The organism is Tateyamaria sp. GN1-10, assembly GCF_055693845.1.
Genome location: NZ_JBVFUR010000004.1, coordinates 1,753,474 through 1,765,860 on the forward strand (window position 1 = coordinate 1,753,474; position 12,387 = coordinate 1,765,860).

15 protein-coding genes are annotated in these 12,387 nt (G+C 60.0%); 7 read left to right on the forward strand and 8 right to left on the reverse strand.

What is annotated here, in order from left to right; genetic code table 11:
* Nucleotides 1–46 precede the first annotated feature (46 nt).
* From ACZ1HN_RS10410 to ACZ1HN_RS10420, 3 genes are read right to left on the reverse strand one after another with little or no spacing between them, the layout of a single operon-like run.
* Nucleotides 47–964, reverse strand: coding sequence for a DMT family transporter (locus ACZ1HN_RS10410; RefSeq protein WP_472727446.1), 918 nt, complete (start codon nucleotides 962–964; stop codon nucleotides 47–49).
* Nucleotides 954–1,301 (reverse strand): antibiotic biosynthesis monooxygenase family protein, encoded by a 348-nt coding sequence (locus ACZ1HN_RS10415; RefSeq protein WP_299603924.1) that lies wholly within the window; start codon nucleotides 1,299–1,301, stop codon nucleotides 954–956. The genes ACZ1HN_RS10410 and ACZ1HN_RS10415 overlap by 11 nt, the downstream gene beginning before the upstream one ends.
* Complete coding sequence (locus tag ACZ1HN_RS10420; protein WP_299209477.1) at nucleotides 1,298–1,621, reverse strand: NIPSNAP family protein; 324 nt, start codon at nucleotides 1,619–1,621, stop codon at nucleotides 1,298–1,300. Before ACZ1HN_RS10420 ends, ACZ1HN_RS10415 begins: the two co-directional genes overlap by 4 nt.
* Nucleotides 1,622–1,692: 71 nt before the next feature.
* Between ACZ1HN_RS10420 and ACZ1HN_RS10425 the strand changes: the two genes are divergently transcribed.
* The 3 genes from ACZ1HN_RS10425 to ACZ1HN_RS10435 are packed head-to-tail and all read left to right on the forward strand — an operon-like array spanning nucleotide 1,693 to nucleotide 3,169.
* Nucleotides 1,693–2,376, forward strand: a complete 684-nt coding sequence (locus ACZ1HN_RS10425) for an ArsR/SmtB family transcription factor (protein WP_472727447.1) — start codon at nucleotides 1,693–1,695, stop codon at nucleotides 2,374–2,376.
* A gap of 30 nt (nucleotides 2,377–2,406) precedes the next feature.
* Nucleotides 2,407–2,745 carry an ArsR/SmtB family transcription factor gene (locus ACZ1HN_RS10430; RefSeq protein WP_472727448.1) on the forward strand — a complete coding sequence of 113 codons (339 nt, stop codon included), beginning with the start codon at nucleotides 2,407–2,409 and terminating at the stop codon, nucleotides 2,743–2,745.
* Entirely contained in the window at nucleotides 2,717–3,169 is a 453-nt protein-coding gene (locus ACZ1HN_RS10435) for an SRPBCC domain-containing protein (RefSeq protein ID WP_472727449.1), read from the forward strand. Before ACZ1HN_RS10430 ends, ACZ1HN_RS10435 begins: the two co-directional genes overlap by 29 nt.
* Nucleotides 3,170–3,207: 38 nt before the next feature.
* Here the strand turns inward: ACZ1HN_RS10435 and ilvC are convergent, their stop codons facing one another.
* A complete protein-coding gene (ilvC, locus tag ACZ1HN_RS10440; protein WP_472727450.1) occupies nucleotides 3,208–4,230 on the reverse strand; it encodes a ketol-acid reductoisomerase in 1,023 nt (340 codons plus the stop codon).
* A gap of 134 nt (nucleotides 4,231–4,364) precedes the next feature.
* Here ilvC and ACZ1HN_RS10445 point away from each other — a divergent pair, with 134 nt between their 5' ends.
* From ACZ1HN_RS10445 to ACZ1HN_RS10455, 3 genes are all read left to right on the forward strand, one after another.
* Nucleotides 4,365–4,820 carry an Lrp/AsnC family transcriptional regulator gene (locus ACZ1HN_RS10445; protein ID WP_472727451.1) on the forward strand — a complete coding sequence of 152 codons (456 nt, stop codon included), beginning with the start codon at nucleotides 4,365–4,367 and terminating at the stop codon, nucleotides 4,818–4,820.
* On the forward strand, nucleotides 4,817–5,275 hold the full coding sequence (locus ACZ1HN_RS10450; protein ID WP_299603909.1) for an Lrp/AsnC family transcriptional regulator: 459 nt from the start codon (nucleotides 4,817–4,819) through the stop codon (nucleotides 5,273–5,275). The genes ACZ1HN_RS10445 and ACZ1HN_RS10450 overlap by 4 nt, the downstream gene beginning before the upstream one ends.
* Nucleotides 5,276–5,390: 115 nt before the next feature.
* Entirely contained in the window at nucleotides 5,391–6,518 is a 1,128-nt protein-coding gene (locus ACZ1HN_RS10455) for an aminotransferase class V-fold PLP-dependent enzyme (protein WP_472727452.1), read from the forward strand.
* A gap of 39 nt (nucleotides 6,519–6,557) precedes the next feature.
* Here the strand turns inward: ACZ1HN_RS10455 and ACZ1HN_RS10460 are convergent, their stop codons facing one another.
* Together ACZ1HN_RS10460 and ACZ1HN_RS10465 are read right to left on the reverse strand one after the other, a co-directional pair.
* The gene (locus ACZ1HN_RS10460; protein WP_472727453.1) at nucleotides 6,558–7,763 is read right to left on the reverse strand and encodes a UbiH/UbiF family hydroxylase; all 1,206 of its coding nucleotides are present in this window, start codon (nucleotides 7,761–7,763) and stop codon (nucleotides 6,558–6,560) included.
* Between the two features lie 62 nt (nucleotides 7,764–7,825).
* The gene (locus ACZ1HN_RS10465; protein ID WP_299703663.1) at nucleotides 7,826–8,473 is read right to left on the reverse strand and encodes a pyrimidine 5'-nucleotidase; all 648 of its coding nucleotides are present in this window, start codon (nucleotides 8,471–8,473) and stop codon (nucleotides 7,826–7,828) included.
* An 87-nt stretch (nucleotides 8,474–8,560) separates the two neighbouring features.
* On the opposite strand from ACZ1HN_RS10465, the gene ACZ1HN_RS10470 reads away from it, so the two are divergent.
* Nucleotides 8,561–9,232 (forward strand): GntR family transcriptional regulator, encoded by a 672-nt coding sequence (locus tag ACZ1HN_RS10470; RefSeq protein ID WP_472727454.1) that lies wholly within the window; start codon nucleotides 8,561–8,563, stop codon nucleotides 9,230–9,232.
* Here the strand turns inward: ACZ1HN_RS10470 and ACZ1HN_RS10475 are convergent.
* Entirely contained in the window at nucleotides 9,229–11,118 is a 1,890-nt protein-coding gene (locus ACZ1HN_RS10475) for a glycosyltransferase (protein ID WP_472727455.1), read from the reverse strand. The two genes, ACZ1HN_RS10470 and ACZ1HN_RS10475, sit on opposite strands and share 4 nt — an antisense overlap.
* A gap of 81 nt (nucleotides 11,119–11,199) precedes the next feature.
* On the reverse strand, nucleotides 11,200–12,348 hold the full coding sequence (carA, locus tag ACZ1HN_RS10480; RefSeq protein WP_472727456.1) for a glutamine-hydrolyzing carbamoyl-phosphate synthase small subunit: 1,149 nt from the start codon (nucleotides 12,346–12,348) through the stop codon (nucleotides 11,200–11,202).
* Nucleotides 12,349–12,387: the final 39 nt, after the last annotated feature.

Genomic DNA, 12,387 nt, shown 5'->3' on the forward strand with positions numbered 1-12,387 from the left:
ACCGGGCTCTCCCGGGGGCGGTGTACTTGACGAAATGAAGCAGGGATCAGCGTACGAACAGCCTACGTAGTGCGCCGTATTGGCTTAGGCCCACACCGGCGAGGATCAGCAACATGGCCCAAAGCAGGCTTGGAGGCAGTGGTTCGTTCAGGAGTGCAGCGCCCATGACAACGGACCAGATCGGCACCTGGTAGTTCGTGATCGACATGAAGACTGGCCCTGCGCTGCGGATCACCAAGACGCGCAGCATGTTGGCCGCCGCTGTGGGGATCAGCCCGAGAAAGGCGATGACCACGACAGTCTGTGTGTTCGGCAGGGGCGGCGGCCCCTCAACAATCCAGGCGGCGGGCAGCACGATCAGAGCGGCGATCAGCAGCAGAACAGTCGAAAGCCCGATCGGATCCACCGGCGGCAGGCGCCGCATCAGGATGGATGAGATGCCGTAGCAACTTGCCGCCCCGATGCAGGCAATCCGTCCAGCGGTCTCTAACTGGGCGCCGCTGGCCTCAAAAGCTTGGCCGCCGATCAGGATACAGACACCAACAAACCCGATGACAAAGCCGAGGCTACGTCGCACGGTCATGCGTTCGCCAGGAACCAGCAGATGTGCCAACGGCAGCACGATCAGCGCGACGGATGCCATCGAAACACCTGCAAAACCCGAGGTGACGTATTGTTGTCCCCATGCCAGCAGCATGAAAGGGATCGCGGAACTGAACCCGCCAATTGCGCCCAACGACAACCACGTGCCCGATGGCACGGGGCTTTTGAACAAGCGGGCACCAAGTGCAGTCCAAATGGCGACCATCAATATGGCGGCAAAGCAAATGCGCCCAGCGGCCAGCCAGAACGGGGTGATCCCGGTCAGGGCAATCTCGGTCACCAGAAAGGTGCCACCCCAGGTGAAACCGAGGATGGCCACCATCACCCAACTGGCTGCGGTGATGCGCGGGCTATCGGTCATGCAGCGCCTTGCTGTCGGCGGGCGCCTCGTCTCGTTCCGTCATGCCATAGTCACGGATCACCCCCGCCACACGTAGGCGGTAGTTGTCGAAATGGATATCGCGTCCTGCGGATTGTGCGTCGCGGTGTTCCGGCAGCTTGCGCCAATGTTCGAGGGCGGCCTCATCTTCCCAGAACGACAGCGACAGCAGCTTGCCCGGCTCCACAAGGCTCTCGAATCTCTCGACCGAAATGAACCCGGGGATGTCGCCAAGGTGTTCTTTGAGCGCAGCGGCCCTGTTCAGATAGGGGGTGCGATGCCCGTCCTTGGGCCAAACCTCGAAGATGACAGCGATCATGTGGAACCTCCCTGCGGCATTGAGACGTTGGTCAGCCATGTCCGATCTTCTTTGAGAATGAATTTCTCGGATTGTGCAAACAGGTAATTCTCACGTCCCAGCGGGTCTGCGGCGAGTCGGGCGCGGTATTCTTCGTAAGCGGCAAGGTTTTCAATGTGATAGATGCCATAGGCGAGCGTGGATGATCCTTCGTGCGGCGCAAAATATCCCACAAGGTCTGCGCCGCAGCGTGGGATCGCTTCGCCCCATCGTTGACCATACTCGGCAAAGGCCGCGCGTTTGGTTGGGTCGATCTGATATTGAATGATGCAGGTCAGCATATGGGGTCCTTTCGTTCACGCCGCCGGTGTAGCACTTTGACTTGCGTCAATACTTCGGTTACGGTCGAACTATGAAAGAAGGTCCAGATATCTCGCAAATCGCGGCGTTGATCGGTGACCCGGCGCGTGCCAATATCCTCACCGCCTTGATGGACGGGCGCGCACTGACCGCGTCCGAATTGGCCGAAGAAGCGGGCGTGGGGTTGTCCACGGCCAGTGGGCATTTGTCCAAGCTGACGGACGCGGATCTCGTCAGCCCGCGCAAATCAGGGCGTCACAAATACTTTCATCTTGCGGATGCCGAGGTTGCGGGTGTGCTGGAAGCCCTGATGGGATTGGCCGCACGGCGTGGCGCCACGCGGGTGCGGACAGGGCCGAAGGATGCTCAGATGCAGGTGGCGCGGGTGTGTTACAATCACTTGGCCGGACGGATGGGGGTGCAGATGTATCGCAGCCTGATCGCGCGTGACTTGCTGGCTGAAGATGGTGAAGACGTCATACTGACCGGGACTGGGCGCGACTTTGCATCCGGGTTCGGCATTGATCTGGCGGCGCTTGAGAAGGGGCGGACCCTTTTGTGCCGGACCTGCCTTGACTGGTCCGAACGGCGCAACCATCTGGCCGGTTCGCTTGGTCGTGCCATGCTGACCCGGATGGAGGGGCAAGGGTGGATGCGACGGGATGCGGGCAGCCGCGCCGTTCTGATGACACCCATGGGGCAACATTCGTTTGATGCTGCATTTCCACGGCTTTGACAAACCGTAAGCTATTGCTTACCGTAAGTCATGGCTTACGAAGAATCGCTTGCAGCCCTTTCTGATCCGACGCGGCGATCCGTGTTCGAGGCAGTGGCCCATTCGCCCAGTTCAGTTGCAGTTCTGGCGCGCAACCTTCCTGTATCTCGACCGGCGGTTTCACAGCATTTGAAGGTTCTGTCAGATGCTGGCCTGGTGCATGCGCGCGCCGAGGGAACGCGGCGCATCTACTCGGTCAGGGCCGAAGGACTCGCGGAGTTGCGGGCCTATCTTGATAAGTTCTGGGATGCGGTGATGCAGGAGTTTGCCGAGGATGTTCAGCAAATGGAGGGCACGGCGCATGACCAGTCCAATCATCAAAACAATTGACGTACCATGTGCGGCTGACCGTGCATTCGATATCTTTGTCACCCGAATTGCGACCTGGTGGCCGATGGATCGGCACGCGGTGTCAGCCGCGACAGGGAAAGCTGCGCTTGCAGTGACAATCGAACCGCACGTGGGCGGGGCAGTGTATGAGACGATGTATGACGGTACACGCAGTGACTGGGGCAAAGTGCTGGAGTTCGAGGTGGGCCGAAATCTGGCAATGACTTGGCACCCGGGCAGCAATGCGGATTCCGCAACACGCGTTGATGTTCAGTTCGATGCGATCAACGAGGCCAAGACGCGTGTCACGCTGACCCATAGTGGTTGGGAAGTCTGGGCAGATGAGGCCCACGCCAAGCGTGAGAACTATGACAGCGGTTGGGATTTCGTATTGGGCGAGCGTTACGCCGCCGCTGTTGGATGAAAAAGGCGCCTAATTGGGCGCCTTTTCCGTAGGACAACTTAGTTCTTGGACTTGTCGACCATCTTGCCAGCCGAGATCCACGGCATCATGCCGCGCAGCTTCTCGCCCGTTTCTTCGATCTGGTGTTCGTCGTTGATGCGACGTGTGCCTTTGAAGAAGGGCTGACCAACCGCGTTTTCCGTCATGAAGTCACGCACGAATTTGCCGGTCTGGATGTCGGTCAGGATTGCCTTCATCCGAGCTTTTGTCTCGTCGTAGGGCAGGACACGGGGGCCGGAAACGTATTCACCGTACTCGGCCGTGTTCGAGATCGAGTAGTTCATGTTGGCAATGCCGCCTTCGTAGATCAGGTCCACGATCAGCTTCACTTCGTGCAGGCATTCGAAATACGCCATCTCGGGTGCGTAGCCCGCCTCGACCAGCGTTTCAAAGCCCATGCGGATCAGTTCCACGAGGCCACCGCACAGAACGGCCTGTTCACCGAAGAGGTCGGTTTCGCATTCTTCGCGGAAGTTGGTTTCGATGATGCCCGAGCGGCCACCGCCGATAGCCGAGCAGTAGGACAGACCGATTTCCAGTGCGCGGCCTGATGCGTCTTTGTCGACGGCCACGAGGCAGGGCACGCCGCCGCCTTTGACATATTCGCCGCGCACGGTGTGGCCGGGTCCCTTGGGCGCCATCATCACCACGTCGATGCCGGGCTTGGGTTCGATCAGGCCGAAGTGGACGTTCAGGCCGTGGGCGAAGGCAATCGCGGCACCTTCACGGATGTTGTCGTGTACGTATTTCTTGTAGGTTTCGGCCTGCAGTTCATCGGGCATTGTGAACATGATCAGGTCGGCCCAGGCTGCCGCCTCGGCGATGCCCATCGTTTTGAGGCCTTCGCCTTCGGCCTTGGCGATGGATGCGGAGCCTTCGCGCAGGGCGACGACAACGTTCTTGGCGCCCGAGTCGCGCAGGTTCAGCGCGTGGGCGTGGCCTTGGGAGCCGTAGCCGAGGATGGCCACGTTCATGTCCTTGATCAGGTTGATGTCGCAATCGCGGTCATAATACACGCGCATGTCAGTCCCTCCGGGTTTGGTTGCTGAGGGGCGTTATACGCAGGCTGTTGCCTCTGGTCAGCGTTGTGTTTTGAGTTTATTTGGCAGTATGAAGACAAACTCATGCGCCAAACGAGATTAAATATGGAGAAATCATGTTAGATGATGCGGATCGTCGTATCCTGCGGCAATGGCAGTCCGACCCGACGCTTGCCCCCGCGGAACTGGCGGAACGCGCACGGGTCAGTCCAGGGCAACTTGCGCGACGGCAGGCCAAGCTGCGCGACGCGGGGGTGATCAAGTCGGTGCAGGCCGTGATCGATTGGGCTGCACTGGGTTACGCGGTCGAGGTGTCCTTGCGCGTCACGTTGGATAAGACACAAGCGCGTGCCTTCGATGACTTCATCGAAGCAGCACGAGAGGTGCCCGAAGTCATCGAAATCCAGACCTTTCTGGGGCGTGTGGACGTACGCCTGTCCGTCATCGCGCGCGACATGCCGCACTATCAGCACATTTATCGCAGCCGTATCCTGACCTTGCCCCATATCGCGGATATCGAGGCTCTGATGCAGGTGGCGCGGATCAAGAGTGATGAGGCATTGCCGCTGTGATCGATCTGGATGATACGGATTTCGCCATTCTGCGTTTGTTGGTCGACGACGCGGGGCAGGGGGCAGGAGCCATCGGGCGGGCTTGTGGGCTTTCGCAGCCTGCCGCATGGCGGCGCATCAAGCGGTTGCGCGAGGCTGGCGTGATCCGTGGACAGCGGTTGAGCCTTGATGCGGAAAAGCTGGGTTTCGGTGTGACAGTTTTTCTGGGGGTGAAGTTGGCGACCAAGGGTCGGGTGAGCCTTGAGGATTTTGAACGCGCGGTCTCGGCCATCCCTGAAGTGCAGACCGTTGAGCATGTGCTGGGGCTGTATGACTACCGCCTGCGGGTGGTGGCGCGCGACTTACCTGACTTTGAGCGCGTGCTGCGGCGCCGGATCATGACTTTGCCCGGTGCGGGTGAGGTTGAAGCGAACGTGCTGCTGAGTGAAGAGCGCCGACCGGGGCCCATTGGCTGAAAACCGTTCCCATAGGCGACGCGCCATGCCGCACTGCCGCGAATGTATACGGTGATAGGCTTTGTTCTGCCTGGCCCAAGCCGCTATGTCCTGCGGAAAGAGAAAGGACTGCATTATGCCCGCATTGCTTGATACCGTTGATCCGCAAGGTCTTGAGGAGTTTTCCGTCGTTTTCACCGACCGTTCGCTCAATCATATGAGTGCAGCCTTTCAAGGCGTGATGAACGACATCTCATTCATGCTGAAAGAGGTCTACGCCGCCGATGCGGTGGTTGTGGTGCCGGGCGGCGGCACCTTTGGGATGGAGGCTGTGGCCCGCCAGTTCGGGCGCGGCGCAGATGTGTTGGTGGTGCGCAACGGATGGTTTTCCTACCGCTGGAGCCAGATTTTCGAAACCGGGGGGCTGACCGGCAATACGACCGTGTTGAAAGCGCGGCAGACCGGAAACGCGTCGCCGTCGCCTTTTGCCCCGGCCCCGATCGACGAGGTCGTGACAACCATTCGGGATCAAAAACCGGATGTGGTTTTTGCCCCGCATGTTGAGACAAGTGCCGGAGTGATCCTGCCCGACGACTATGTGGCTGCGATGGCGACAGCCGCGCACGAAGTTGGCGCGTTGATGGTTCTCGACTGCATCGCGTCGGGTTGTGCGTGGGTGGATATGCGTGCCTTAGGTGTCGATGTGCTAATCTCTGCCCCGCAAAAGGGTTGGAGCGCATCGCCCTGTGCGGGCTTGGTGATGCTGTCTGACCGCGCAGTGGCACGGATGGAAGAGACAACATCCGACAGCTTTGCCATTGATCTCAAGAAGTGGCACCAGATCATGCAGGCCTATGAAAACGGTGGTCATGCGTACCATGCGACGATGCCAACAGATGCGCTGCGTGATTTCCGTGACACGATGGTTGAGACGCAAGCGTACGGGTTCGACAAGTTGAAGGACGCGCAATGGGCGTTGGGCAATGCCGTGCGGGCCATGCTGGCTGAGAAAGGTGTGACGTCGGTTGCAGCGGATGGGTTTGGCGCTCCGGGTGTGGTGGTGAGTTATACCGCCGATCCTGATGTCCAGACCGGCAAGCGTTTTGCGGCGCAGGGCATGCAAATCGCTGCGGGGGTGCCTTTGCAATGTGATGAGCCCGCTGATTTCCGGACGTTCCGCATCGGGCTATTTGGTTTGGACAAACTTTATGACGTGGACCGCACGATCGCGCGGCTCCGGCGTGTCGTAGATCAGGTGCTGTAAGGCGCACGTGCCGTGCGCCCGGCGAACCAAGGGTCTGCCTTACCCCGCGCGTCGTACGCCCAACCCCAATTCCATCAGTGATTTGCGGATAGGAGTGATCTCATGCAACGTGTTCAGGCCGAGCGCCCTTGCATCGCGAGCCAGTGGTGATGTGGCCTGGCTTGCCCGGTTCAAGAGGTCGATGCCCGTCACGCGCATGCGGATATCGCCATAGCGCGCCTTATGGTAGCGGGCGAGCATTGCCGCATCCCCCAGGTTTTCGGGTTGATCCATCACCAGATCGAGCAGCGTCGCGGTATCGGCCAGCGACATGTTCAACCCCTGCGCCCCAATCGGCGGTACGACGTGGGCGGCCTCGGCAATCAGAGCTACGCGTGTGCCGCTCAAACGTTCGGCAATCTGGCTGATGATCGGCCAGATCGTGCGGCGCGAGGCGAGGGTGAGCGGCCCGAGTATATGGCAACTGCGTTTGCTCATCTCTGCTTCGAATTCCGCGGTCTCCAACGCCATGCGGGCCACCGACTTTGCACCGTCATCCATCCACACAACGGCTGAGCAAGGCATGCCTTCGTGGTCTGGCAGCGGAACGAGCGTGAACGGACCACCCGTGCGGTGCACTTCGGTCGAGACATTGTCGTGCGGAATTGGATGCGTGACGGCAAAGGCCAGTGCCTTTTGACCATAGCGCTTGGTTGTGACCCCAATTCCGGCTGCCTGTCGCACGGGCGAGTTGCGGCCATCCGCGGCCACAACCAGTTTGGCTTTGATACTTGTTCCGTCGCTCAGCGTGACCCGCGCTTCTGCTGTGCGACCCAGGAAGCGGCTGGTGCCGGTTCCCGGTTGGAAGTCGACATTTGGCAGGGCATCAAGTCTTGCCACCAGTTCGCGCCGCAAGCGCCAGTTGGGAAAGTTCCAGCCAAAGGGCAGATCAGACACGTCCGACGCACGGAAGGATTTGACCTCGCGTGCCGCACCTGTGTCGGTGGCGGCGTCAGCGATGCGCATCACCTCAAGTGCCGCGCCGTGCGGGGCGAGCGCGTCCCAAACGCCTGCACGCTCAAGCAAGTCACGCGCCGGTTGCAGCATTGCCGTGGTGCGCATGTCCGAACCCTCCGCCTCACGCTCAGTCACCGGTGGGGTTGGATCAACGCAGATGACGTTGAATCCGGCCGATCCAAAAGCAGCCGCAGCGGTCAGGCCTGCAATGCCACCGCCGGAAATCAGGATGTCACAGGTTTTGGTCATATCGCACCTCCGATACAGGCAAACTATGCCGCCCGGTCCCGGTGCCAAGGTGGCATCCTGTCCTACCCGGTGAGCCGGGACAGGAACTCTGCTAGGTCATCGGTGTGGTGATGAATGTGGTCCCCATCGGCCCGTGCTGGGGCCACGTGAACGGTGCGCATACCCATGGCATGGGGCGCCGCTAAGTTCCGAGGTTCATCCTCAAACATCGCACCGCGTTCGGGGTTCAGTCCGTCGCGGGCAAAGACGCGATCAAACGCGGCGCGGTCCGGCTTGGGCTGAAAATCCGCATGTTCGATACCATAGATCGCATCGAACTTGCCCGACAGCCCGCGTGCGGCCAGCACCCGTTCGGCATAGGGCGCGCATCCGTTTGTGTAGACTATCTTGCGACCGGGCAGCGTATCGATCCGCGCGGCTAGATCGGCGTCGGGTGACAGCTGATCGAAGGAGATGTCGTGCACATCTTCGAGAAATGGCAGCGGGTCGATCTCGTGTTCCCGCATCAGCCCGGCAAGCGTCGTGCCGTGGGTGCGCCAATAATGCTTGCGCAGGCGATCAGCCTCGGCGCGTGAGACCTTCAAAGCCTCCATGACATAGGCGGCCATCCGCACTTCGATTTGATCAAAAAGGCGCACGGCAGGCGGGTAGAGTGTGTTGTCCAGGTCAAAGACCCAGGAGTGTACATGTGCAAAATCATCAGCTGGCATGGAGTCGTGGATAGGCGTGGCGCGCCCGGTACGCAAGTGCTTGGGGTTGCGTGCATATGGGCGTGCACACTATGGTTTGGAAATTCAATGACTTGCGAGGATGCCATGCGCGCCGCACGCCCGACACATACCGATGCCTATTCCATGATCCTCGAAGCGATCGACATCGGCACCTACCGGCCCGGTGATCGGTTGGTTGAAAGCGAGCTGGCGGAACGGTTTGGCGTGTCGCGGACGCCTGTGCGCGAGGCGCTGCAACGGTTGGAAACGCAGTCCCTGTTGTCGCGCGACGGGCGCAGCCTGATCGTTGCCTCGCTCGATCACAACCAGATGTCCGAATTGTATGTTGTCCGGCGTGAGCTTGAGGGCTTGGCTGCATCACTGGCCGCACAGCATGCGACGGCGGAAGAGGTGCGCATCCTGCGCGAAATGGTGGAGGCCGACAATGCGTTGATCAATGATCCGCCTGCGCTGGCACGCGCGAACCGGCGGTTCCATACGCAGATCCACCTTGCGTCACACAACCGCTACCTTGTTCAACAGCTTGACCTTGTGCACAGGACTATGGCGCTGATGGCGACCACGTCGCTGGCCGCGGATGGCCGCACGCGCATCGCCCAGGATGAACATGACCGTATCGTGTGCGCGATCGAAGCCAAGGACGAAGCCGAGGCAGGGCAGGCGCTGCGTGATCATATCTCGGTCGCGTTCATGACCCGATTGAAGCAGGATGCAGAGACGCGGCGCGACGAAGCCTAATCCGCGTTCTTGATCGGTTCGACTACATCGCCACTGGCGGTGCCGTGCTGGGTTTTGTCCCAATAGAACGGTGCGCGCACCAGTTCGTAGATGGCCTTGTAGCTGGCGATGGCGCCGAGCGGGAAATAGAGCGGTAGGGTCAGAACCCAAGGCAGGAGATGGCGGTGATCGCGGTCCGATACCGCAAGCATCCCGATGGCCATGTTCAACAATTCCGCTGCTATAAAGAATGATGCGGCGGACCAGAGAGCGGTTTCGCCCAGTGTCGCCGTGACCGGGTGTGGCAGGCCCGCGGCGGGCAGCCAGAAGCTCCAAAGCAATGGGAGCGCCGCGAATTGCGAGACCGTAGCGAGAAACATCGCTTGTACGCCGAGAAACTTTTTGAAGCCAAGATCACGCAGGAGTTCCTTGGGTCGCCGCATGTGTACGCAATAGGTAATGAAAAACCCTTTGATCCAGCGAGATCGCTGTTTCACCCAAGGCCAGGCGCGACAGTTTGCTTCTTCATAGGTGACAGTGGGGATCAATTCGGTGCGGTAACCACGGCGTGCCAGTCGTATGCCGAGGTCCGCGTCTTCGGTTACATTGTGTGCGTCCCAACCGCCCAATTCGTCGAGGATCGCACGCCTGAAGAACAGAGTCGTGCCGCCCAAGGGCAAAACCAGCCCAAGACGTTGGACACCGGGCAGTACCAGCCGCCACCAGCTTGCGTATTCTATCGTGAAGCAGCGCGCGAGCCAGTTGTGCCGAGCGTTGTAGTAGTCAAGCATACCCTGCAGGCATGCAACGTCAGGGCCCGCAGCCGCAAATTTTGATACGACCTTTTCAATCTGATCCGGTTCGGGCGCATCTTCGGCGTCCCATACTCCGATGATTTCGCCCTTGCAGAAGTCCAGCGCATAGTTGAGGGCGCGGGGTTTCGTGGTGATGGTGCCGTCATCAGGTACTTCCACGACGCGCATCCATTTTGGCAAACGCGTGCGGGCGAGGGTTGCACGTGTCACGCTGTCCTTGGATTCGAGGACCAGAACAACATCCAGCAGGGCCTTGGGATATGTCAGGCGGGACAGGCGTGTGATCAGCGCCTCTGCAATCCGTTCTTCGTTGAACAGGGGAACCATCACCGAGACGCGGGGCAAGCGGCCAGCCAACGGCGTGGAAACAGGTTCGGGTTGCGCGGGCAAACGGTGCATCAGCCGGGCAACGACCGCGGCCAGTTTAAGACCCGTGGTCAGTGCCAGCGTAAAGACCGCCCAGCCAATAAGTGCCGTTGCGGTCCAGGCGGGAAACAGCCCCAGAGACAGCATCAAAAGAGCCAGTAGCGTGAGTGCGGCGAACATGCTTGGGGTCCATGTACGGCAACTGACCTCTTGCGGCACTTTGTGCGCGGCCTGATGTGCAAGCTGCACGCCATAGATCAAGGTGATTTGGTCGTGGATTTGGTCGATGGATGCGATGACCGGCAACAGCGTGATGGAGGGTTGATCCAGCATGTCGCTCACGGCAGACAGCTGATCCGGCCGGGCCGTAGCCACCAGAAGCGTATTGCCGATCCAACGCCATGGCACGATGCCAAAGTGTTGGCATATCTGTGCAGGCATGGCCTGTTTCATCAGCGAATTGGGTGGATCGATGGCCAGATCTACACGATCTGCATCGTGTTGCACCGCAAGTGCGGCCAGCACGTCATCAGGCTCAACATGCCCTTCGGCCACCAGTATCTCGCCCAGCGGGGCATCGAGCTGATGTTGCAGTGCGAGCGCCTCAAGCAAGGTCGTCTGGCTGATCAGTCCGGCATTGACCAGCTGACGACCGACCGGCAAAGCAGGACGCACAGGCCGGGTGACCGGCTGCGGATAAGACAGACGTAATAGCGGATCGCTCATTGCGGGTCCCAGGCTCAGGAACCTTCAGCAATGGCGTCTCGTGGTTAACAGGTCGTTAAGACTGTTGTAATCGCTTGGTTTTCAACGGGCGCGAGCGGCCATTGCCTCAGCAAACCGCTCGAACAGGTAGTAGCTGTCTTGGGGGCCGGGGCTGGCCTCCGGGTGGTATTGCACGGAATAGACCGGCTTGCCTTCGACGCGGATACCGCAGTTGGACCCGTCAAAGAGTGACGTATGTGTTTCTACAACGCCCTCTGGCAATGTTTGTGCATCCACAGCAAAGCCGTGGTTCATCGACGTGATCTCGACCTTGCCGGTATCGAGGTCCTTCACAGGATGGTTTGCACCGTGGTGGCCGTGGTTCATCTTGATCGTCTTGGCCCCCAGGGCGAGGGCCAGCATCTGGTGGCCGAGGCAAATCCCAAAGACGGGCACGTCCTTGTCCAGAACGTCCCTGATCATCGGCACGGCATATTCGCCTGTAGCTGCGGGATCCCCTGGGCCATTCGACAGGAATACACCGTCGGGCTTGTGCGCCATCACCTCGTCCGCTGTTGCGGTTGCGGGCAGCACGGTAACATCACATCCGGCGGATGCGAGGCAGCGTAGGATGTTGCGTTTTGCGCCGTAGTCTACTGCAACAACCTTGAATTTTGGGTCCTTCTGAGGAGTGTAGCCGTCAGGCCAGGCCCAGCGTTTTTCGTTCCAACGGTAGGATTGAGCGCAGGTGACGTCCTTGGCCAGATCCATGCCTTCCAACCCTGCAAAGTCGCGGGCGGAAGCGACCAGCGCTTCGATATCAAAAACACCATCAGGGTTGTGGGCAAGGGCGACATGCGGGGCGCCGGCCTGCCGGATGGCCCGGGTCAGGCGGCGTGTGTCGACACCGCCAATTGCAATGCGTCCCCGCGATGCCAACCAGCCCGACAGCCCTTCGGCTGCGCGCCAGTTCGAGGGGGCGGTGGGCATCCACTTGACAACCATGCCGGAGGCGACCGGATCACCCGTTTCGTCATCTTCCGGGTTCACGCCCACATTGCCGATATGGGGGAAGGTGAAGGTGACGATCTGACCGGCATAAGAAGGGTCCGTCATGATCTCCTGATAGCCGGTCATGGCGGTGTTAAAGCACAGTTCAGCCTGTGTTTGGCCGGTCGCCCCAAAGCCTTGTCCGTAGAACAGGGTGCCATCGGCAAGGGCAAGGCATGCAGTGGGTTTGGCAGGGGTCATGGCAGGGCTTCCTGATGCGGGCAAAGACAGCGGGTGCAG

Excerpts from the sequence above, each read along its gene's own strand:
- ACZ1HN_RS10410 (WP_472727446.1), bottom strand. The coding sequence starts at position 964 with ATGACCGATAGCCCGCGCATCACCGCAGCCAGTTGGGTGATGGTGGCC.
- ACZ1HN_RS10415 (WP_299603924.1), bottom strand. The coding sequence starts at position 1,301 with ATGATCGCTGTCATCTTCGAGGTTTGGCCCAAGGACGGGCATCGCACC.
- ACZ1HN_RS10420 (WP_299209477.1), bottom strand. The coding sequence starts at position 1,621 with ATGCTGACCTGCATCATTCAATATCAGATCGACCCAACCAAACGCGCG.
- ACZ1HN_RS10425 (WP_472727447.1), top strand. The coding sequence starts at position 1,693 with ATGAAAGAAGGTCCAGATATCTCGCAAATCGCGGCGTTGATCGGTGAC.
- ACZ1HN_RS10430 (WP_472727448.1), top strand. The coding sequence starts at position 2,407 with ATGGCTTACGAAGAATCGCTTGCAGCCCTTTCTGATCCGACGCGGCGA.
- ACZ1HN_RS10435 (WP_472727449.1), top strand. The coding sequence starts at position 2,717 with ATGACCAGTCCAATCATCAAAACAATTGACGTACCATGTGCGGCTGAC.
- ilvC (WP_472727450.1), bottom strand. The coding sequence starts at position 4,230 with ATGCGCGTGTATTATGACCGCGATTGCGACATCAACCTGATCAAGGAC.
- ACZ1HN_RS10445 (WP_472727451.1), top strand. The coding sequence starts at position 4,365 with ATGTTAGATGATGCGGATCGTCGTATCCTGCGGCAATGGCAGTCCGAC.
- ACZ1HN_RS10455 (WP_472727452.1), top strand. The coding sequence starts at position 5,391 with ATGCCCGCATTGCTTGATACCGTTGATCCGCAAGGTCTTGAGGAGTTT.
- ACZ1HN_RS10460 (WP_472727453.1), bottom strand. The coding sequence starts at position 7,763 with ATGACCAAAACCTGTGACATCCTGATTTCCGGCGGTGGCATTGCAGGC.
- ACZ1HN_RS10465 (WP_299703663.1), bottom strand. The coding sequence starts at position 8,473 with ATGCCAGCTGATGATTTTGCACATGTACACTCCTGGGTCTTTGACCTG.
- ACZ1HN_RS10470 (WP_472727454.1), top strand. The coding sequence starts at position 8,561 with ATGACTTGCGAGGATGCCATGCGCGCCGCACGCCCGACACATACCGAT.
- ACZ1HN_RS10475 (WP_472727455.1), bottom strand. The coding sequence starts at position 11,118 with ATGAGCGATCCGCTATTACGTCTGTCTTATCCGCAGCCGGTCACCCGG.
- carA (WP_472727456.1), bottom strand. The coding sequence starts at position 12,348 with ATGACCCCTGCCAAACCCACTGCATGCCTTGCCCTTGCCGATGGCACC.